The sequence below is a fragment of the Marinobacterium mangrovicola genome, assembly GCF_004339595.1.
Classification (GTDB): Bacteria; Pseudomonadota; Gammaproteobacteria; order Pseudomonadales; family Balneatricaceae; genus Marinobacterium_D; species Marinobacterium_D mangrovicola.
Window position 1 is genome coordinate 858,361 of sequence record NZ_SMFU01000007.1, and the last position, 20,818, is coordinate 879,178.

Consider the following 20,818-nt stretch of genomic DNA (forward strand, 5'->3'; position numbering starts at 1 on the left):
GCGGCCGTCAAAGATCGACAGAGGAGCTTATGAATCCTACCGCACTTGAGGTGGCGGAAAACGCCACCTTTCAAACCTTTGTAAATTGCTACCTGCGTGAGGCTGATTCCGGTGCCTGGCATTCGGGTTCCGGCTGGGCGGAAAGAAGGGTCCTTGGCGGACTGTTTCACGGTATCGGCGTCATCGAACTGCGCCTGAAGGGTCTGCGGGGCAGGCTGGCCCTGGATGTCGGTTACCGCTCTCTGATTGGTCGGCACCGTATCCTTTCTGCCTGGGTCAATCATGACTCGTCCGATCAATGGTCTCCGTTACGTCCGCTCGACGCGGTATTGGTTCTGGTTCGGGAGCTCTACGATCCGGGCATGGCGGATCATCGCCAACGGGAGCAGGAGCTTGAACTGGTTTATCGGTTGGTGGAAAGCTGCCAGCTGATGGCTCGCTTTATCGAGGCAAGGGCTGATGACCACACTCTTGAAGGTGAGCGGTTTATCGAGTCTGAACAGTCACTGTTATATGGGCACTGGTGTCATCCTACGCCGAAAAGCCGGCAGGGGATGAGTTTCTGGCAGCAGGATCACTATGCACCAGAGCTGGCAGGACAGTTTCGTCTGCATTGTTTTGCCGCTCGCCGCGCCTGGGTCCGACAAGATTCTCTGCTTGAGCGCAGCGCTGAAGCCCTGGTGCTGGAAGTACTCGGTGAGGTTGGCCTGTCTCAGGATGAGGTCTGTATTCCGGTTCATCCGCTGCAGGCGCAATGGCTTATTCACCAGCCTCAGGTCCGCCAGGCAATTGAGGCCGGCGATCTGCGCGATCTGGGGGCCATTGGCCCAGAGTTCACACCGACCTCATCGGTCAGGACGCTGTATAGCGATCACTCCCCTTGGATGTTCAAGGTTTCGATTCCGGTCAAGGTGACCAACTCGCTGCGCCGCAACCAGGTGTCAGAGCTCAGGGCGGGCGTCATCGCAGCCAAATTGCTGGAGAAAAGCGGCTTTGTCGTGCGCAACCCGCAGTTCTCAGTATTAACGGACCCGGCCTGGCTGACCGTGGAGTTCCCGCAAGGCGGGGAGTCCGGTTTTGAGGTCATCCTGCGCCACAACCCCTTTATCGGTGGGGAGCGCCGGGGCGTGCAATCGATTGCGGCGATCCTGCAGGAGCCGCTGCCAGGCCGTCCATCGAGAATGCGAACCCTGATTGAAGGGTTGGCGCTTAGAGAAGGGCGCAACGTCAGTGATGTGGCGCTGGACTGGTTCGGCCACTATTGGCACTGCGCCGTCGATGCGCTTATCAGGCTGTATGACGAGCAGGGGATCGCTCTTGAAGCCCATCAACAGAATAGCCTGCTCGATATATCGGCTGGCTATCCCTCCCAGTATTACTACCGCGACAACCAGGGTTACTACCTTGCGGACAGTTATCGTGAACACCTCTGTGAGCTGGAGCCGCAGGCGCGTTATTCAGAAGAGCTGTATTACAGCGAGGAGATGATTCGCGACCGTTTCGGTTACTACCTGATTTTGAATCAGCTGGCTGCGGTTATCCATCGCCTGGGCGCTGACGGGCTGGCTGATGAGGCGCGTCTGCTAAAGCAAGTGAGAACCTGGTTAAGCGACATGCGTCGCGATCTGAAGGGCGCAGGTCTTCGGCTGGTTAACCATCTGCTGGAGCAGCCTGAGCTCGCTTACAAAGCCAATCTGCTGACCCGTGTTCAGGATGTGGATGAGCTGACCGCCGAGCTGGAGCTCGCAGTCTACACCCGCGTACCCAATCCGCTGCGCGAGCCCGTCGCAGATTCACACAAGGAGTCCGCCGATGACGGGATCGATCTCGCTCGAGCCGAGGCTATTCACGGTGCCTGAAGCAAGTCTGATGTCGGAAGGACGCGTGATTCGCCAGCTGATTGAAGCGCTGCTGTTCGAGGGGGCCGTCGCCTTTAGCGGAGATGTTCCTGATAACACGGGTGAACTGAATTTCCGGATCGGTGAGCTGGACCTGGTTTGTCGCGGCCGCAGAGGAGCGTTTGGCAGACTACGCGTACAGGAGAACAGCTTGCGCCGGGTCGACGCAGACGGCTGGCGCTGCCAGGTTGGTCTCGGCGATTTAGTCGCCGCGCTTAACGTAGATGCAGCGATCAGAAAACGCCTCCATGCCGAGCTGGAGCAGACGGTGCGCTTGTGCGACTGGAACGCACGGCGTCTGCCAAGGCCGCTCAGTCGTCGTCAGTTGTCTTTCGAGGCGCTTGAAGGCCTGCTCGATGAGGGGCACCCCTATCACCCCTGCTTCAAGGCACGCACCGGATTCAGCGTTGAGGATCATCGGCGCTATGGCCCAGAGGCGGGTGAAACCTTTGTCCTGCATTGGCTTGCTATCGACCGCAGATCGCTGGCGTCCAGCCTTCCAGTTGAGGAAGAGTCGTTCTGGCGCCGTGAACTGGGTGACCCGTGCTGGAACACTCTGCAGGCGCGTATTCTTCAACGCGGCGGAAGCCCGGAGCGCTATGGACTAATGCCGATCCATCCCTGGCAGTGGCAGGCACTACAGCGAGAGGGTTTGGGGACGCCTATCCGCTCCGGCGAGATTCTTTACCTCGGGGAAGCGGGGGAGCAGTACCGGGCAACCCAGTCCATAAGGACCCTGATCAACGCAGAGGATCCCGGGAAGGCCCATATCAAGCTCCCGCTTAACCTGGTGAATACCTCATCGCTTCGTACCCTGGAGCCTCACTCGGTTTGCACGGCACCGGTGCTGTCCGCCTGGTTGAAAAAGGTCGTCGACAGCGATCCGTTTTTCACTGATATCGCGCCGCTGATCCTGCTGCAGGAGTATGCCGGTCTGCTTTTCAAGGGCGCAGGTAAACACCTGGAGGGGCAACTGGGCGCCATCTGGCGCGAGAACCTGAATACCTCGCTTGAACCGGGCGAGCAGGCGGTTCCATTCACGGCGCTATTTGCCATCGAGTTGGACCGGCGTCCGTTTATAGATGACTGGATCCAGCGCTTTGGGCTGCAAGCCTGGCTGACGCGCTTGCTTGAGTGCACGGTACTGCCGATATGGCACCTCCTGGTAGCGCAGGGAATTGCACTGGAGGCGCACGCCCAGAACCTGATTATTGTACATCGTGATGGCTGGCCAACACGGCTAGCCGTGCGTGATTTCCATGAGAGCGTGGAGTATGTCGAGGGCTTTCTGGCGCAGCCGGATCTCTGTCCCGACTTTCGTGCGCTTGATCCCGTGTATCTCGATGACACACCCGACCGGTTTTTCTGGATGCAGGAGGTCGAAGCGCTCCGCGAGCTCTACATGGACACGCTTTACATCTACAACCTGGCGGAGCTCTCCCACCTGCTCGAACAAGATTATGGCCTGCCCGAAGCTAGGTTTTGGCAGCAGGTACACGATCTGCTGGAGCGTTACAGCGCCGGAGGCCATTGCGACCCGGAGCGCACCGCTCTGTTGGGGTGTACCTCACCGGTTATTCAAACGGAATCGCTGCTTCGGCGGAAACTCTGTACGTCGATCACCACCGAGTGCCGTCACCCGATTCCGAACCCTTTCCACCCGCTGAGCAAAAATGAGGCTGCAGCATGCTTTACCTGAATGATGACTACTATGACAGCGAACATTTCGAGCGTTGCTACCGCCGCTTTGACGCGGTAGCTGCGATCAGTGAGTGCAAAGACCGCCGGCTCACGGTCTGCCTGAGTGATCCGGTCGAATGGATTGCGCTATGCCTGTACGTAAAGGCACGTGGCGGCTCCGTGCTGCCACTGCATCCGACCACGCCGCTGGAGGCCGCACGACGGCTTACCCGACGCAGCGGCAGTTACGCGCTGATATTCGATCAGATTGAGCGCATCGAGTTACCGCCGGATAGCGCGGCCGAGGTGCCGCCAGGCCTGGTGCAGCTAAGTTCCGGCACGACGGGGGAGCCCAAGTGCATCGAGCGCAGCTGGGAGTCTATCGATCGTGAGTTGGAAGACTACCTGGAGGCCTTGCCCCAGGCGCGGGATATGACCCCGGTGATCGCCTGCCCGGTGACACACTCCTATGGCTTGATCTGCGGTGTGCTGGCCTCATTGGCACGGCGGCAGGAACCGCACGTCCTCACCCAGCTGAACCCCAAGTATGTGCTGCGTAAGCTCGCGCAGCTGCCGCAGCCGCTGCTCTACGCGGCACCGACGCTTTTGCATGTGCTGACCCGGCTTCTGCCTCAAGGCGAAAACCTGTTTGCGGTGATGACCTCAGGCGCCGTGATGCCCAAGGCTCATTTTGAAGCTCTGCGTGAACGCAGCGTTCACCTGTTCCAGCAGTACGGCTGCTCGGAAGCGGGATGTGTGGCGATCAATACGGATACTCGCTCAGCCGGTGCAATGGGGCGCCCGCTGGCACGCTATCAGGTCGAATCTGGCAGCAGTGCCGATGCGCCCTCGGAGGTGGTTATACAAGGGGCTGCACAGGCTATTTATACCCGGGATCTGGGATATTTCGATAGCGACGGCATTCTGCATTACCTGGCCCGAATCGATGACATGATCAATGTGGCAGGTATCAATGTGTACCCGAAAGAGGTGGAGGATGTGGTCCTGACCTGCGAGGGGGTTGTCGACGTCGTCGTTTTCAAACGCGCCGATCCTTATGCCGGTGAACGCGTGTGCCTGCAGTTTGTCGCTGACCGCACCGTCGATGAGGATGAACTGCGCCGCTGGTGTGCCGAACATCTTTCACCCTACCAATGCCCGTTGGAAATTGCCCAGGTCGAAGAGATACCCAAGCTGCCAAACGGCAAAATCAGTCGCCGCCTGCTGGCGGATCAGGTTGGGCACAGCGCGGAGCAACTGTCGGCATGAAGCGAGAAGAGCTTATAGAGGTGATACAGGATGGGCTGGCGAACTCATTGAGGATTCCCCATATCGCCAGTTTCAGACCCGAGGCCCGGCTTAACGAAGATCTGCATCTCGATTCGGTGATGATACTGCAGTTGCTGCTCCATCTTGAGCTGGAATGCGGCTATGAAATACCCGACGAAGCGCTGAGCGCCGAGGCCTTTGCCACGGTTAATTCCCTGGTCGATTTCCTGCTGCAGTTACAGCAGGAGGAGGGCGCGCATCCCGAGATCTCCGCCGAGGTGGCCGTAGAGGGAGGCCTAGCATGATCAAGGTGCATTGTTTCGTCAGTTGCGTTTGTGAGGTGATCAAACGAAGTGAGGGGGTTGATCACCGTCCCTTCTACTTCGGAGTCTGGGATGCCGACTTTTCCGTCAGTGATCGCTGGGTGCTGTCCTACCATTCCGAGCATACCAACCACGACTTTTTCAAGACCTGGTACAAGCAGCTCTACGGCATCGAAATAAGGGAGTGGTTCGATCCCGGCGCGGATAAAGCCACGAATGTGGCGCGCCTTGTTGACCTTGTCGAAAACCGGCCTGCTCACCGAAATGTCATGGTGATGCTCGACATGTATCACTTGCCGGAAAGGGAGAACAAGTTCAATCAGAACCCTTTTCCGCACTACGTGATGCTGGAAACCACGGACGATCCTGATATCTGGTTTATGCATGACCCGGATTACCGTTGGGAAGGGCCGTTGCCCAAGGCGCGTATCCTCAATGCAGTGAGTCAACCCAGCGTGGCCGGTGGCTTCTTCTTTGATGGTATAGATGTGTGCCATACCGCCGATGAGACCGTGCGCGCCTATTTCGCGACCTGCATGAAGCGTCGGCATAACCCCTTCAGCGATGCGCTGCGGCGCATAGTTCATGCGCATCTGGGAAGGGACGGTGTGGAACTTGCCGATCTTGAGTGCGCCGTGCGCGAGATCCCGGTGATGGCGATACGAAAGTACGCCTACGAGCATGCGTTTGCCTTTTTCTGTCAGGCGCTGGGGGAGGGGCTGGATGATCCTTACTTCGTTTACTGGACCGATGAAGTCGAAAAACTCGTTAAGGCCTATACCCAGGTGCAGTACCGGTCGATGAAGCTGGCGCGCACAGGCCAGACCCGGGTGGCGGACTCCCTGTTCGCACTGCTTGCCGAACAGGATGCACTGGAGTTCAGAATCAAGGCGGAACTGCAGGCGCTGTTTGAGCGCTGGTGCGAGCGGGGTCGTTCGTCAGAGCAAACGGCATCGTCAAAGCAGGAGGTCATATGCGTATGAATCTCTCGGTTTGCACTATCTCCTTCAGGCACCAGCTGATTGCGCTCAGCGATATAGCAACCTGGGCCCAGCAGCACGGCTTTACCGGCATCGAACTCTGGGGGGCACACGCCATCAATCTCGAGCCTGAGGATCAGTTCGACGCCGCCTGGCTCGGTTCCCTCGGCCTGGAAGTACCGATGATAAGTGACTATCTGCCCTTGGAAGGATCGGAAGTCAGGGCGCTACGGCACCTGGAGCGACTCTGCCATCTTGCGAATCGCTGGGAGGCACCCAAGCTGCGAACCTTTGCCGGTAACCGTGGCAGTGCCGTTGTTACCAGGGAAGAAAGAAAGGCGTGGGTGGCAAGGCTGCGGAATCTCGCCAGTCTTGCCGCTGCACACGGGGTTCAACTGGTGGTAGAAACCCACCCCAACACCCTGGCCGACACTCTGGCGTCCACCCGTCAGCTGCTGGAGGAGGTCGATCACCCCGCAATGGGGATCAATTTCGATGTGCTTCATGTTTGGGAGGCGGGCGACGATCCGCTGGAAAGCCTCAGAGCTTTGGCACCGAAGGTGTGTCATTTCCATCTGAAAAACATCGACAAGCGCGAGAACCTCGGCGTGTTTGCACCGGCCAATGTGTATGCCGCGGCGGGTTCTCGCGATGGCATGGTGCCGCTGCTGGAGGGAGCGTTCGACTATCGTACGTTTCTGCAATCTTTGGGCTCAATGGGGCTGCTGGATGCGTCGCTCGAATGGTTCGGCCCGGATGTGAAAAACGTGCTGGCGCGGGATTGCAGAGAGATCTCGGCCTTAACAGACAATCCGCACCCAGCAATGCAGGCAAAAGACCCATACTCATCGATCGCGGTCTGAAGGTGAAGCCTAAGCTGTCGGTACTCCCTGAGGCGAAACGGAGTCGAAAAGACCGCATATAGACTGCTTCAGCTAGGGTAGGTCTACCTGCTTTCAACGACAGCCTTGCCGTCGTACTCTCTGTTAGGCAGCTTCTGCTATGCGCACAGAGCTCACAAATACAGATAGCAGACAGGTATTCAGAAAAGAAAAACCTGTCTGCCAAGAACCATTGCTGGTGACGAGCCTGGTTACCAGGGCAGCGGGCCGTTGCGGTCAAAGAAACCGCCGGTGGGGCCGTCATCTTCAATCAGGGCCAGTTTCACCGAAGACTCGGCACCCACTTCAACGGTCTGCGCGTAGGCCATCAGTGCGGGGTCAACCGCGCGGGTGGCAGTAAGGCCCGGCTCAACGGCGTTCACCTTGATGCCGCTATCTTCCAGCTCACGCGCCAGATGAATGGTCATCACGTTGATAGCGGCTTTTGATGCCGCATAGGAGGGCAGCATAACGTTGTAGTATGGGCTGTTTTTGTCGGTCATCATCTCCAGCGATGCCAGACTGCTGGATACATTGACGATGCGCCCGTGGGCGGATTTTTTCAGAAGCGGCAGCAACGCCTGCGTCACGGCAAAGGTGCCAAATACGTTGGTTTCAAAGGTGGCTTTGAGATCGTCCACGGCGAGACCGCTAAGGGGCCCCTGATCCTTGGCGATGCCGGCGTTGTTGACCAGAATATCAAGACGGCCGAAGCGCTCGGTGAGTGTCTTGGCGGCCGCGCTGATGCTATTGCTGTCACACGTATCGAGTTGCACCAGATCCACCTCAAGCCCCTGTCCGGCCAGCTCGCCGACCACGCCCTCGCCCTTGGCAATATTGCGCGAACCAATGACCACACGTACTCCCTGGCGAGCCAGCTGTCGCGCAGTTTCCTTGCCGATACCGTCACTGGCACCGGTAACCAGAGCGATTTTTTCACTATTACCTGTCATTTACCTGTCCTTCCGTTGGGTTGAATCTAGAGCTGTGAAGGTCCTGCCCGTGCGTGCCTCAACGCATAGAGCAGAACATGAAGAATACTCTAATACCTCAACGTAACTTGAGGTCAACGGGGTAGATCGACGAAAACGGGAAAATTTTCCGCCGAGACAAGTTAGGACTAGTCGAGGTAGGTAAGCAGCGTTGGATGCCAAAATAGGAGCAGAATAAAAATTCATCAAGACAGATATATAACAGGTGCTCTAACCTGAATCTCTGCTGGCAGAGTGCATACAGAACCACGAGCGAAGGTAAAGGGTCGGTGCCCGAAGGCGGGTAGTGGGTGGAGCTTCTGCGTGGTGCACATTGCGGGTGTTAGCAGGTACCTGGGCCGACTCTAGGTATCGACCCAAGGCGATCGTTGGTCGTTGTGGATCATGCTCATTTGCCTCTGGCGGCTAGTGTGAAATTGGTCCAATATCAAGACATTATGTAAAGGCCGTTGTGGGATACTGCGCACGGCATTGCTTAAAAACGCGCATGCTCGTTTTCAGCGGAAAGAGAATGGCTGTGATATCTCGATTTATCTCTTCTCTCCAGGTGCTTAGATCAGCTCTACCAGGCTTTCACTGGGAGCAGAAACGCGCATGCGCAGTATTAAAATTTTGCGATCTGCAAGGAAGCAAAGTACTGGTATGACATACAAACTCGATAAGAAATTTTTATGGCGTAGCAAACTCAAAATTATTGCCATGGGCTTAGTCTTTATCGTTGCTGGAACTGCCTTTACATATGCAATGGCCCTTGAAGAAAATTGGAAGTTTTTACTTGGTATCTTCTTCATCTATCTAGGCTTTAAAAAATTCAAAGAACTCAAGTACTGGGAAGCCAATAACAACAAAATATCCCTTGAGATCAGTCAAGACGCTATATCTGTATCAGACATGACTGAAGCTCGCTCTTTGAAGGTCAGTAGTATTACGAAAGCCGTGATTCAGCCTATACACGGTAAGATCAAATCTATTGTCATACATAGCTCTGGCGGTGGTATCACCAGGCTGGAAGGCTTTGAAAATATGGATAAAATAGCCAGTCAACTTAAGGGCGTTCTTGGTGAGTCTAATGTCAAAACCGCGAAAATATTCCATCGCTAACAAGGGCCTGATGTTCGCCGCTATCGCGGCTGGGACCTCCACTTCGCTGGCGCTATGTTCCGGCCCCATAGGCCGGCGTTAAATTTCACCACAAAAGGAGAGTGCATGCCATTTACACCATTACATATGGGGCCGGGAGTTTTGGTCAAAGCCATACTTCAAAGTAGCTTTAGTTTAATGGTATTCGGCTGGGCTCAGATTGTTATGGATATTCAGCCCCTTGTTGTCATGATTTCAGGTGAAGGGCATCTCCACGGTTTCTCCCACACATATATCGGTGCTATTCTATTGGCCATATTTTCAGCGCTCTCTGGTAAGTACCTCTCTGAAATCGGCCTCTTTGTTCTAGGTCTTAATCCACAGTGGCAAGTAAAAATTTCTTGGTGGGTTTGTTTTCTATCTGCATTTATTGGCACCTTTAGTCATGTATTACTTGATAGCATAATGCATTCGGACGTAGAGCCGTTTTTCCCAGCAAGTAAAGCAAATATGTTTCTCGGCTTAATCTCTATTCAAGCTTTACACAAGGTGTGCTTATATAGTGGTTTAGTGGGCGGTGCTCTTTACTTCGCCATAATCTGGGCACGAAAATTTAACAAGCAAAGGCAAAGCGACGCGTAAGCGCGTGCTTGCATTAGGCGTTAAAGTCACCTTCGGGCCATCGGCTATCGTCAGACTTTGAGGGTTTGATACGGCTCAGTAATAGGGGCGTCTTCGAGCGGCACTCAATAGATTCAAAAACGTCTGGGCTGGCACATGCATAGCACCGTTCCCAGACGTTTCTAGACCTGTCACACAGGTACGAGTCCCAAGGCTTTATACCTACCGTAGCAAGGATCACTGAGCCCAGGTCCCATAACAGCGTTACCCTCACGCTTGGAGGTATTTGGGCTGTTATGACGTCTCAATGTTTCTGTTCAGTGCTCGATGGCGCGATCGCAGAGCACGATGGGGGTGCCGTTGGAACAGCGCTCGATTCTCCCCTCAATGCCGTAGGCCTCACGCAGTACCTCAGGGGTAAGAACCTCGCGGGCAGGCCCCTGAGCCAGTACGCCGCCCTGGCCCAGCACGAGTAGCTGGTCGCAGAAGCGCAGCGCAAGATTGATATCGTGGATAGCGACCATGGCGGTGGCTTCCTGCTCGCGGGTGACGTCACGGACACAGTTAAGCACGTTAAGCTGCCAGTGAAGATCCAGTGCGCTGGTGGGCTCATCCAGAAGCAACAGGCGAGGCGAGCGCACCAGTACCTGAGCCAGGCCGATCATCTGGCGTTGTCCACCGGACAGTTCGCTGAGTTTACGCAGCGCTAGTTCACGGATACCCAGGGTGGCGAAGACTCGTTCTATGGCCGCTTCCAGTTTTGCACGATCAAAGCTGTTGATCATCGCCCGGCTGGCGCTGAACACGGTTTCGTAGGCGATCAACGAGGTGGGTTGAGGCAGGCTTTGCGGCAGGTAACCGAGCTGGCTCGCCAACGTGCCCCATTTTTTCAGATTGATCGGCTGATTGTCGAACAGGACATCGCCCCGATAGGGCTGTAACCCGGCCAGAGACTTGAGCAGGGTGGATTTGCCCGCGCCATTGCGGCCGATGACGCCGATCAGGCTGCCCTCGGGGAAAGGCTGCAGCGCTATCCCTTCCAATACGGTGCGACGACGATAGCCGGCCGTTAATTCACGTATCCAGAGTGACATATCAGAGCTCCCGTCCACGGGTGATGATCAGGGCGAGAAACAGCGGGATACCCACCAGTGCGGTGACGATGCCCACCGGCAGCAGGATACCCGGCACCAGTAGCTTGCTGGCGATCGAGGACAGCGACAGCAGCAGGGCGCCGGCGAGGGCGCTGCCCGGCAGGAAGAAACGATGGTCTTCGCCCAGCAGCAAACGCGCTATATGGGGGCCGACCAGGCCGATAAAACCGATTTCCCCCACAAACGAGAGGGCGACGGCGGTCAGCAGGCTGACGCGCACCAGTACTATCAGGCGTAACCGCTCAACCCGGATACCAAGGCTGCGGGCTTGATCCTCCCCGCTACGCAGGGCCGTCAGCGACCAGGACTGAGCCATGGAAAAGGGCAGACAGCAGAACAATACCAGGGCGACCACCGCGACCTTATCGATGCTGGCGCGGGCAAGGCTGCCCATGGTCCAGAACACGATCTGCTGCAGGGCATCGTAATCGGCGATGAACTGAAGCAGACCCACCAGTGCGTTGAGGCCGAAGAGTAGCGCGATTCCGAACAGTACGACGGTATGTACCCCGGCGCCGAAAAAACGCGACAGCAATAAAATAAGGCCCGACGCTGCAGTGGCGAAAACAAAGGCTGAAAGCGGCAGCATGATGGCGCTGCTGAGGCCAAACAGGCCCACCGGGAAAACGATAGCCAGCGATGCCCCCAGGGTAGCGGCGGCGCCAACGCCGAGGGTAAAAGGGCTGGCCAGTGGGTTGTTGAGCACTGTCTGCATCTCAGCGCCCGCCAACCCGAGGGCGCCACCGACCATAAGCGCCATCAATGCGTAAGGCAAGCGAACTTCCCAGATAATTACCCGTGTCGCGGCATCGAGATCTTCCGGATAGATCAACCCTTGTAGCACCTGGCCGGGTGCCAGAGACGCCGGGCCCGTGGCGATATCACAGAGCAGGGATATCGCCAGCGCGAAAGCAAGCAGTAGAAGTGCTGCCAGTCGCCAGCCGATAAAACGCCGATAGTGCTGCGCCAGTGTCCGGGTATCGCTGGCGTCGGTAGTGGGAACAGTACTGTTGACGGCCATTTACTTCACCCCCGTCCAGTAGGCGCCTTCCAGCCCGACCGGCTGAAAGCGCTGATAAAGCGTCGCCAGCGTCTGCTCTGGCTCAAGATCGGCGAAGGTCTCCGGGTAGAGCCATTGGGCGAAGGCCTGCAGCGCGGCGATATTGAATGGGGAGTTGTAAAAATGATGCCAGACCGCGAAAGCACGGCCGGTCTCCACCGCGTTCAGCTGCGCCAGTCCCGGTTGGGACAGTACATGCTGAAAGCTGGAGCGGGCCGTCTCGGCATCGATACCCGCACCCAACGCAATATATTGGGGATCTTCAACCAGGGTATCCGGTGATCCAATGGCGGTTGCGATGTAGACATCCGGTTGATTGACCAGCAGGTACTCCAGGTTAAGCACACCGCTGACGCCGGGTACGCTATCTGCGGCGATATTGGTGGCGCCCAGATAATCGATGAAATGGCCGAGCATACCCCTGACCATGGTCTCGCAGCACTGATCCTGGCGGCCCACCCGGCTGTGCAGAAAAACGGTGGGGGGCGTCAGCTCTGGGCTCAGCTCGGCAAGGCGACGGTCGATTTCGTTCAGTTGCTGCCGATAAAAGTCGGTAAAGGCGGCGGCCTCTGAAGTGCGGCCCAGCACCTCGCCAAGCAGTTGCATACTGACAGGCGTGTTGCGGATCGGATCCTGACGGAAGTCCAGAAACAGCACGGTGACGCCAGCCTGCTCCAGCTGCTTGATCAATCTTGCATCATGTGAAGAGGGGCCGTGTCCCTCCAGCCCAAACAGGGCGAGGTCGGCATCCAGCGTCAGCGTCTGTTCCAGACTGAAGGAATCTTTCGAGGTGCGTCCAATCTCTGGTATCTCATCAATTTCCGGATAGAGCTTCTGGTACTGAGCGTAACTGCCCGGGTCTGCGAGCCTTAAATCGGGCAGCATTCCGACGATGCGCGCCAGCGGCTGCTCTGGTTCCAGGATCGCTAACGCCGGGATATAGCGGCTTTCGCCAAGAATGATCCGCTGGACCTCTGCAGGTACTTCAACCTGGCGTCCGGCCAGGTCGGTGACGGTCTGGGCCTGGGTGTGGCCTGCGCAGAGCCAGGCGAGGCCTGCCAGCAGGCCAAGTCCCAGCCGCTTCAGGTCAGGCAGGGTGATTGAGCTAAACATTGAATGAATCCGGTGGCCAAACTGAAAAAGAGCCTGGTGCCAAAGGGCCGCAGGCTCGCAAGTGAAGCAGCGTTTAGAAACGCGCTGCCAACGAGAGGCGGATGTCGCGGCCGCTTTCTGGCATGCCTACGACACCTTCCCATCCAGGGATATGATCGAAGCTGCCGTTACTGGCGTGGTCGATATACTGTTTGTCGAACAGGTTCATGACAGCCAGATTGACCTTCAGCCTGTCGTGCCCAGTGGGCAGCCACTCAACGTAAAGGTCGTGTACGCCGTAGCCCGGCTTGTCGATCTCGCCGGCAGAGGTTTCGATATCATCGATCCCTTTGACGAACCGGGCGTTCCAGCCCATGCGCCAGGCGTCGCTGGCACGATAGTCGAGGTTGGCTGTGAGGGTATCGCCGATGGAGTTCCCCAGGCCGCCGTGGTCGTAGGCGTTCAGTTTCATGCCGTCGATCTCGGCATCATTGTGGTGGAAGCTCAGGCTGGCGCTCAGCTGCTGCCACTGATGGCCCAGGGTGATCAGGTAACCGTCGGAATCCACATCGCCCACATTGGTGTAGAGGCGACCGGCCGCGGCGGCGATGGCATCGTCGATGCGGCTCTGATACACCTTGCCGCTGATGAAGAAGCCATCCTGGGTGTAATCGAACCCGATCTCATTGTTAACCGCTTCTTCTGCTTTTAGGTTCGGGTCGTTGCTGTAAACATCCAGCCGGAAAGCTTCCTGAGTCTCTGGGCCGCGGAATGCCTGAGCGTGACGCGCGAACAGTGTCAGCCCGTTGTTGAAGGCGTATTCCAGGCCAAGGTTCGGGCTGGTGCCGGATTCCTCGAATGACTGGTCGGCCTTGTCGTCGAGCTCGTAGCGGTCGTGGCGCAGGCCGGCGCTGAGTGTCAGCGGTTCGATGATCTGCCAGCGATCCTGCAGATATATACCGCGCACCTCTCCGTCCTCCTGATCGAGCCGGGTGTCGCCCTCAGGACCCAGATACACCTTGTCTTCGCGGTAGTCGATACCGTAGGTCAGGGAGTGGTTGCCGAGAACGCTGGTATTGCGAAGATCGAAACCTGTACTTTCGGTGGTACCAAAGTAGAGGCCCCAGCGACCGTCCTGCTGCAGCTCGGTTTCTGTGTTGTATACGCTGAGGTCTGCATCGACGAACTGATTACCGAGCGGATTGATGTTGTAGCCGAAGGTGAGGGTTTCACGCTCGGTCTCCATCGGGTAAGCGGGGTTCCAGTCGCTGACGATCCATTGTGGGCGCTGGGGGCGATCGCCTTCATCGGTGCGGTTTTCGAAGCTGAATCTCAGGGTCTGGCTATCGCCGATATGACCCACCAGCTTGGCAAAGCCCAGTTGTTGCTCTGATTCGGTGCCGGCGACGTCATCGCCGTTACCATCCTCAAATTGATCCTGATCGCTGGCGCTCAAAGACACCAGGCCGCTCCAGTCCTCACCGAGGCGGCCGTAAAGGCTGGTACTCAGTTTGCCGACATCACCGTTGCTGTAGTAGCTGCCTTTGATCAGCGCGCCAATACGCTCATCGCCCTGCAACAGATCTTCGGGATCCTTGGTGATGAACCGAATAGCGCCGCCGAGAGAGCCGGGGCCAGAGGTGGCATCGCCGGTCCCTGCGTCTACTTCCACAGCCTTGATGAGATCCGGTTCGATGGAAAGGCGGCCGCTGTGATGATACTGGGAGCCACCCTGGGTCGCGCCATCGATGCTCACATTGAGCAGACTATCCTGAAGGCCCCGAACGTAGATCTTCTGCGCCACGCCGAGTGAGCCACCGACGGAAACCTCTGGCTGCTGGCGAAACACGTCTTCCAGGTCGTTGGCCTGAATCTGATCCAGCTGTTGGGAATCAACATGGCCGGTTTCGGCTAAGGGTTTGCTGCCGGTGATATCGATCTTCTGCAGCACGACGGGCTGCTCGTCGGCCAGCGCAGTCTGGCTGGCGAGGACTCCGGATACCGCGATGGCCAGCAGGCAGGGACGCAGGGGCAGGGATAGTCGCTTTTCCACTCTCATACTCTCCAGATGATATTTATTCGCAAATGCAATATGTTCGTATTCTTATCTTGGAGAGTGATGAATAAAAGAACTTTTACAATTGTTACACGGCTTGAGGTTCCGTGGCGGGAGACTCCAGGTGACCGGTGTTGCAGGGTAGGCGAATCTCCATACAAAGGCCGCCCTCGGCTGCGTTAAACGCCCTTAGCGAACCTGCCACCGCTTCCACCTGTCTGAGTGCTAGGGCGAGCCCAAGTCCATAACCGCGCGGTTCATTATGGCGGGAACGGTCGACCCGGTAGAAAGGCCGAAAGATCGACCTGAGTTCCGCCTCGGGAACCCCAGGCCCCTGGTCGCTGATCTGGATACGGTACTCCTCGTCCTGTCGGGTTAGCGTGACACTAACCTGTCCGCCGGGAGGGGTGTAATGCAGTGCATTTCGGACTATGTTTTCCAGCGCTTGTCCCAGGAGCCGTTGGCTGCTTCCGCATAAACGGGCGTGATCGGGCAGAAGCGCTGTGATCCGATGTTGCGGAAACTCGAAACGGGCATCATCCAGAATGCTGTCGGTCAGATCGGTCAGATCCAGATCTTCCGGGTCTAGCCGGGGGCGTTCGTTTTCCAGCCAGGCGAGGGTGAGGCTATCTTCCACCAGTGCGCGCATCTGTGCACTGTCTCTTTTGATGCGGTCGAGAATTTCCTGCTGGTTTGTCTGGTTACTCAGACTGAGCGCCATGTCGATGCGCGTAAGGGGAGTGCGAAGTTCGTGGGAAAGATCGGCGATAAGGTGGCGTTGGCTTCGGATAAGACTGCCGGTGCGTTCGGCCATGTGATCAAAAGATTCTGCAAGCCCTGTCAGCTCGTCGCGCCGGTTTCCCAGATCGTTGGCAACACGCACATCGTATAGCCCGTCGCTGAACTGACGGGTGGCGCGTTCCAGTCGGCGCAATGGTCCCATGACATGACGGTATAAAACGACGCTCAGCAGTATAAGCAGCGAAAGGGGCAGGAGCACTTTCAGTAGCGGGCCGATGTAGGGTTGCATCGACCCGGGTCTCATCCGCTGTGGCAGCCGGATCAGGAAATGGGTGTGGCCGTCGGTAAAGGTGATATCCATGATCGGGTTTTCGGTAAAGTAGAGGTGTATCTTCCACTCCACATGGCGACCCAGCCGAAAGCCTTCCACGAACTGTTGCGACAGGCTGCTGCCGGCGATGGGCCTGAGCTCCGATTGCACCACCGCTGCCCAGGTATCCTCTTGAGTCTGCAGCTCTCTGAGCCAGGCGGCCAGCGCTGCTTCATCCCCACTGAGATAAAGCGATTCCGCTTTGCGTCCGTAAGCGACCAGAGTGCGCTGGTGCTCGTCAGCGATAAAACTCATACGCTGCTCGGTATGTGAAGCCAGGTGGTTGATAGCCCAGAAAAGCAGCACCGTCCCCGCTGCGACTGTGGTGCAGAGTTTCCAGAACAGTCGCCGCCTCATGTCAGTGAATACCCGGTGCCATGCATGGTTTGCAGCCGGTCTGCCGTCATACCCGCCTCGACCAGCCTGCGTCTGACACGGCTGAGGTGCATATCAAGACTGCGGTCGTGCCTGCTGTATTCACGCTCCAGAACGACCTGATACAGATAGGGTTTGCTCAGTGTCTCGCCAGGATGGCGGGCCAGTATCCAGAGCAGCTTGAACTGAATCGGAGTCAGTTGTATCGGCTGGCCTTCATAGTGCACGAGTTGCTGCTGGCGCTGCATTGTCAGACCGTTGAGGCTCAACTGGAACTGTTCCTGCTGGGAGGCTCTCCCCATTGAACGGCGCAGCAGGGCGTTGATGCGTAACAGCAGCTCGGTGGAGTTGAAGGGCTTGGGCAGATAGTCATCGGCGCCCTTGTTGAAACCGCGAATGCGTTCCTCCTCGGCGCCGCAGGCGGTAAGCATCATCACCGGTGTCTGGCATTTTTCCCGCAAACGCTGGAGGAGTGAGAAGCCGTCGCAGGAGGGGAGTAATACATCCAGGAGGATAAGGTCGAAGCGCGTCTTGAGGGCAATAAGCAGGGCTTCCTCACCATCCTGGGACTGTTGAGTGGTAAAGCCCTTGGCCTGCAGCAGCTCGGTGATCTGGCTGCTGAGGGTAGGGTCGTCCTCGACGACGAAGACATGAGCGCGTGCCGGGGTATCTGAGTGCATCGTTATTATTAGTAATACGAATGATAATAAATATCGTTAATGCTAACTCATAGACAGTCCGTAGCAAAGGTTTATGGGCTTGAGTGGCTGAAGAAGTGAGGTCGATCAGCGTTTTTTGGGGGGCAGGTAGACGTCGTCTTCCATATAGCGGCCCGTGATTGTCAGTTTACGCTCGAGCCAGCGATTGAAGAGTGTCCATAGCGCGAAGGCGGGAGTCATTATCAGCATGATCCCCAGCATCAGTGCCGCACCGCTATAGCCTTCCGGCGCCAGTGATGCTGCCCAATCGAGCACACCAAGCTCTCTGCCAACAAAGAACCAGAGGATCAGGCCGAGAAAGCCGCATCCGACACCCAGGTGGTGGAGCAGCTTGGTGCGTTTTTCTTTTCTGTTCATTCCACGAGTCTCTTACGGTTTTTCGCCTGGGCTTCCAGGATCAACCTGGCCAGGAGTGTACGGCAGCTTTCCGGCATCAGCATAAATGAGACCCCCAGTTCGTAGCCTGAGTCGACCTCGCTACAGCGTTGAACCTCTGCATAAAGCAGCAGTCCCAAACCGTTATCGGGAAACACCAGCTTCAAAGCCAGGTAGCTTTCCATGGGGATCGCTTCGGTGGTTACGAAGGAAAGGCCGCCCTCGCTCAGGTTAATGGTTTGGGTATGGCTGTGTTCCAGGTCGAGATCGGTGCCGGCAATGGTGCTGGCGATCAGGTCCAGCTTTTTGTTCAGTTGTTGCAGATACGTGGCCAGATGTGGGGTAGACTCTCCGATCTTATAGATCAGGTGCTGTGACTCCGAATCGATCTCGGCCAGCTGGCTCTGCAGCAGAAAGTAGGGCGACACGTTGAACTGATAGGGTTGGGAAGAGCCTGCGACTTCGTCGCTGGACACGACCTTATAGTCGATCACAACCGGTTGGTCGATGCGATAAAACTGGCGGCGTTCCTGGTCCACGTCTGGCTCCTTTTAGTGTCGGATTTGTCACCTTCGAGTATAAACAAATATGCAGTCCGGCTGTTAGCCGGTAACAGGGACAAGATTACTCAATGTTTAAACCCCTCTCTCTCTTTGTGGGTCTGCGCTACACCGCCGCCAAGCGTGGCAATCACTTTATCTCCTTCATTTCGCTGGTATCGATGCTCGGTCTTATGCTGGGTGTGGCGGCGCTTATTCTCGTGCTTTCAGTGATGAACGGTTTCGATCGGGAGTTGAAGCAGCGGATCCTCGGTATGGTTCCCCATGCAACCCTGAGTGCCTACGGGGATGAGCTCAACGACTGGCGCTCTTTGGCAGATGAGATTCAGGGCGCCCAGGGGCTGCAGGGTGTTGCGCCCTATATCCAGGCTCAGGGTATGCTGACTCACGCCGGGCGCGTGCAGGGCGTAATGGTCAATGGTGTCGATCCTGACTATGAAGATCAGGTATCAATTATCGGTCAGCATATGCAGTACGGCCAGCTGACGGACCTGGAGTCCGGCGAATACCGCATCGTGCTGGGTGAGCTATTAGCGCGTTATATCGGTGCCAGCGTCGGCGATAAGGTCACGCTGGTATTGCCGGAAGCGTCGGTCAGTGTGGCGGGAATCACGCCGCGACTGAAACGCTTCACTGTCAGCGGTATCTTCTCGGTGGGGGCTCAGCTCGATGCGAACCTGGCCTACGTTAATATCGAGGATGCAGCGCGTCTCAAGCGAATGACCCCGGGAGCTGTTGACGGTGTTCAGCTGCATTTCGAGGACCTGTTCCAGGCACCTAACCTGGCTCGTGAACTGGCCCGTAGCCAGAACCGAATGCTCAGTGTCAGCGACTGGACCCGTACCCACGGCAACCTGTTTCAGGCGATCCAGCTTGAGAAACGGATGATCGGTCTGCTGCTGTTTCTGATCGTCTTTGTAGCGGCGTTTAATATCGTGTCGACACTGGTGATGGTGGTCACCGACAAGCGGGCGGATATTGCGATTCTGCGCACCATGGGGGCAACGCCTTCGGTGATCCTGCGGATTTTTATTGTTCAGGGCGTGGTGATCGGTGTGATCGGAACGCTGCTGGGCACGATCCTCGGGATCATTCTGGCCTTGAGCGTTACCGATATTGTCGCCTGGATCGAGCAGAGCTTCGGTATTCAGTTCCTGTCCGCCGATGTCTACTTTATCAGTTACCTGCCGTCCCAGCTGCAGTGGCCGGATGTGACATTGATCACCACGACGGCGCTGGGCATCAGTTTCCTGGCCACCATTTACCCCGCCTGGCGGGCATCACGTACTCAACCGGCGGAGGCTCTGCGTTATGAGTGAAGTTCTTAAGGCATCCGGCGTTCGACGCAGTTATCACGAAGCCGGTAATGAGATGATTGTGATCGATGATGTCACGTTCAGCGTCAACAGCGGTGAACGCGTGGCGATCATCGGCGCGTCAGGCAGCGGTAAAAGTACGCTGCTGAATATTCTGGGTGGTCTCGATAAACCGGATAGCGGAGAAGTCTCCGTGGCCGGTGAAGCCTTGTATCAGGTCAGTGAGGTCAGGCGTTCGGCGATCCGCAACCGTCACCTTGGTTTCGTTTATCAGTTCCATCATCTGCTGAATGAGTTCTCGGCACTGGAAAATGTGGCCATGCCCCTCGTGCTCGGTCGCCACTCAGTTGCTGAGGCGCGTAAGGCGGCTGCTGAGTTGCTGGAGCAGGTGGGTATGGGGCACAGGCTGACGCACAAACCGGGCAAGCTCAGTGGTGGTGAACGTCAGCGCGTAGCGATAGCCCGCGCCCTGGTCTGTAAGCCCGCCTGCGTGCTGATGGATGAGCCCACCGGTAATCTGGATCGACACACCGCCCAGGAGGTTGAAAACTGCCTGGATCAGATGAACAGGGAGTCGGGCACGGCGTTTATTACTGTGACCCACGACCTGTCCCTGGCGAGCCGGATGGATAGAGTGGTGGAGATTGTCGACGGACGTCTGCAGCCGTTTACGGGCAGTGAGTCTGGTCAGTCAGCCTGATCGGACTTCTTACGTCGGGCGGCGCGCAGCTGCCCGCGCTTGCGCCAGCTTTTATTGACGTGCCAGATCCAGAACCAGTGAACCGCTACATAACTCAGCAGCGACAGCACGATTCCCGTCAGCAATGAACCCAGCAGCAGTGGCCACCAGATGGCGGCAATCTCTGACTGGATAGTGGCCAGGTCCCAGTGGAAGCTGATGTCTTTACGGATATGGCTGTCCAGCAGCCAGGCACCGATCCGGTAAGTGAAATAGAAGATCGGTGGGATGGTGATCGGGTTTGTCAGCCAGACAAGGCCGATGGAAATGGCCAAGTTGCCGGCCAGAACCAGTGCCAGTACCGCAGCGACCAGCATCTGCCCGGGTATCGGCAGAAAGGCACAGAAGACACCCACCAGAAAGGCGCGGGAGACCGATTTGCGGGTCAGGTGCCAAAGATTAGGGTCATGCAGGTGTTCCCCTAGCCAGCGCAGGGAGGGGTGGGCACGCAGCTTGTGCTGGTCCGGCATGTACTTCTTGAAGATTTTGCGCGGCATATTAACGTGTTAACTCACATCTGTGCGGGCATTATGCCGA

General features: G+C 57.0%; 20 protein-coding genes. 10 read left to right on the top strand and 10 right to left on the bottom strand.

Annotation, left to right across the window (positions count from 1 at the left end; genetic code table 11):
- Nucleotides 1–29 precede the first annotated feature (29 nt).
- From CLV83_RS04880 to CLV83_RS04900, 6 genes are read left to right on the top strand one after another with little or no spacing between them, the layout of a single operon-like run.
- Entirely contained in the window at nt 30–1,859 is a 1,830-nt protein-coding gene (locus tag CLV83_RS04880) for an IucA/IucC family protein (RefSeq protein ID WP_132288304.1), read from the top strand.
- Complete coding sequence (locus CLV83_RS04885) at nt 1,813–3,597, top strand: IucA/IucC family protein (RefSeq protein ID WP_207894730.1); 1,785 nt, start codon at nt 1,813–1,815, stop codon at nt 3,595–3,597. Before CLV83_RS04880 ends, CLV83_RS04885 begins: the two co-directional genes overlap by 47 nt.
- Nucleotides 3,585–4,847 (top strand): AMP-binding protein, encoded by a 1,263-nt coding sequence (locus CLV83_RS04890; RefSeq protein WP_132288307.1) that lies wholly within the window; start codon nt 3,585–3,587, stop codon nt 4,845–4,847. Before CLV83_RS04885 ends, CLV83_RS04890 begins: the two co-directional genes overlap by 13 nt.
- Nucleotides 4,844–5,152, top strand: a complete 309-nt coding sequence (locus CLV83_RS22565) for a phosphopantetheine-binding protein (RefSeq protein ID WP_165900239.1) — start codon at nt 4,844–4,846, stop codon at nt 5,150–5,152. The genes CLV83_RS04890 and CLV83_RS22565 overlap by 4 nt, the downstream gene beginning before the upstream one ends.
- Nucleotides 5,149–6,153: a DUF6005 family protein gene (locus CLV83_RS04895; protein ID WP_165900240.1), complete on the top strand. Its 1,005-nt coding sequence runs from the start codon at nt 5,149–5,151 to the stop codon at nt 6,151–6,153. Before CLV83_RS22565 ends, CLV83_RS04895 begins: the two co-directional genes overlap by 4 nt.
- Nucleotides 6,144–7,013 carry a sugar phosphate isomerase/epimerase family protein gene (locus tag CLV83_RS04900; RefSeq protein ID WP_207894732.1) on the top strand — a complete coding sequence of 290 codons (870 nt, stop codon included), beginning with the start codon at nt 6,144–6,146 and terminating at the stop codon, nt 7,011–7,013. The genes CLV83_RS04895 and CLV83_RS04900 overlap by 10 nt, the downstream gene beginning before the upstream one ends.
- Before the next feature lie 230 nt (nt 7,014–7,243).
- Here the strand turns inward: CLV83_RS04900 and CLV83_RS04905 are convergent, their stop codons facing one another.
- Entirely contained in the window at nt 7,244–7,984 is a 741-nt protein-coding gene (locus tag CLV83_RS04905) for an SDR family oxidoreductase (protein WP_132288310.1), read from the bottom strand.
- Between the two features lie 633 nt (nt 7,985–8,617).
- On the opposite strand from CLV83_RS04905, the gene CLV83_RS04910 reads away from it, so the two are divergent.
- The gene (locus CLV83_RS04910; RefSeq protein WP_165900241.1) at nt 8,618–9,124 is read left to right on the top strand and encodes a hypothetical protein; all 507 of its coding nucleotides are present in this window, start codon (nt 8,618–8,620) and stop codon (nt 9,122–9,124) included.
- A gap of 105 nt (nt 9,125–9,229) precedes the next feature.
- Complete coding sequence (locus CLV83_RS04915) at nt 9,230–9,745, top strand: metal-dependent hydrolase (protein WP_132288316.1); 516 nt, start codon at nt 9,230–9,232, stop codon at nt 9,743–9,745.
- Nucleotides 9,746–10,041: 296 nt separating this feature from the next.
- Here the strand turns inward: CLV83_RS04915 and CLV83_RS04920 are convergent, their stop codons facing one another.
- The 8 genes from CLV83_RS04920 to CLV83_RS04955 form a co-directional block, all read right to left on the bottom strand.
- Nucleotides 10,042–10,818: an ABC transporter ATP-binding protein gene (locus CLV83_RS04920; protein ID WP_132288319.1), complete on the bottom strand. Its 777-nt coding sequence runs from the start codon at nt 10,816–10,818 to the stop codon at nt 10,042–10,044.
- A 1-nt stretch (nt 10,819) separates the two neighbouring features.
- Nucleotides 10,820–11,899: a FecCD family ABC transporter permease gene (locus CLV83_RS04925; protein ID WP_132288322.1), complete on the bottom strand. Its 1,080-nt coding sequence runs from the start codon at nt 11,897–11,899 to the stop codon at nt 10,820–10,822.
- Nucleotides 11,900–13,051 (bottom strand): ABC transporter substrate-binding protein, encoded by a 1,152-nt coding sequence (locus tag CLV83_RS04930; protein ID WP_132288325.1) that lies wholly within the window; start codon nt 13,049–13,051, stop codon nt 11,900–11,902.
- Nucleotides 13,052–13,124: 73 nt separating this feature from the next.
- Nucleotides 13,125–15,083: a TonB-dependent receptor domain-containing protein gene (locus CLV83_RS04935; RefSeq protein ID WP_207894733.1), complete on the bottom strand. Its 1,959-nt coding sequence runs from the start codon at nt 15,081–15,083 to the stop codon at nt 13,125–13,127.
- 91 nt (nt 15,084–15,174) lie between these two features.
- Nucleotides 15,175–16,554, bottom strand: coding sequence for a sensor histidine kinase (locus CLV83_RS04940; RefSeq protein WP_132288331.1), 1,380 nt, complete (start codon nt 16,552–16,554; stop codon nt 15,175–15,177).
- Nucleotides 16,551–17,252, bottom strand: a complete 702-nt coding sequence (locus tag CLV83_RS04945; protein ID WP_132288334.1) for a response regulator transcription factor — start codon at nt 17,250–17,252, stop codon at nt 16,551–16,553. The genes CLV83_RS04940 and CLV83_RS04945 overlap by 4 nt, the downstream gene beginning before the upstream one ends.
- A gap of 105 nt (nt 17,253–17,357) precedes the next feature.
- Nucleotides 17,358–17,648: a hypothetical protein gene (locus tag CLV83_RS04950; protein WP_132288337.1), complete on the bottom strand. Its 291-nt coding sequence runs from the start codon at nt 17,646–17,648 to the stop codon at nt 17,358–17,360.
- Nucleotides 17,645–18,205, bottom strand: a complete 561-nt coding sequence (locus tag CLV83_RS04955) for a PilZ domain-containing protein (protein ID WP_132288340.1) — start codon at nt 18,203–18,205, stop codon at nt 17,645–17,647. Before CLV83_RS04955 ends, CLV83_RS04950 begins: the two co-directional genes overlap by 4 nt.
- A 92-nt stretch (nt 18,206–18,297) precedes the next feature.
- Between CLV83_RS04955 and CLV83_RS04960 the strand changes: the two genes are divergently transcribed.
- On the top strand, nt 18,298–19,545 hold the full coding sequence (locus tag CLV83_RS04960; protein ID WP_132288343.1) for a lipoprotein-releasing ABC transporter permease subunit: 1,248 nt from the start codon (nt 18,298–18,300) through the stop codon (nt 19,543–19,545).
- Nucleotides 19,538–20,242, top strand: coding sequence for an ABC transporter ATP-binding protein (locus CLV83_RS04965; RefSeq protein ID WP_132288346.1), 705 nt, complete (start codon nt 19,538–19,540; stop codon nt 20,240–20,242). Before CLV83_RS04960 ends, CLV83_RS04965 begins: the two co-directional genes overlap by 8 nt.
- On the opposite strand, the gene CLV83_RS04970 is transcribed toward CLV83_RS04965, so the two are convergent.
- Complete coding sequence (locus tag CLV83_RS04970) at nt 20,230–20,778, bottom strand: DUF2062 domain-containing protein (RefSeq protein ID WP_132288349.1); 549 nt, start codon at nt 20,776–20,778, stop codon at nt 20,230–20,232. The two genes, CLV83_RS04965 and CLV83_RS04970, sit on opposite strands and share 13 nt — an antisense overlap.
- Nucleotides 20,779–20,818: the final 40 nt, after the last annotated feature.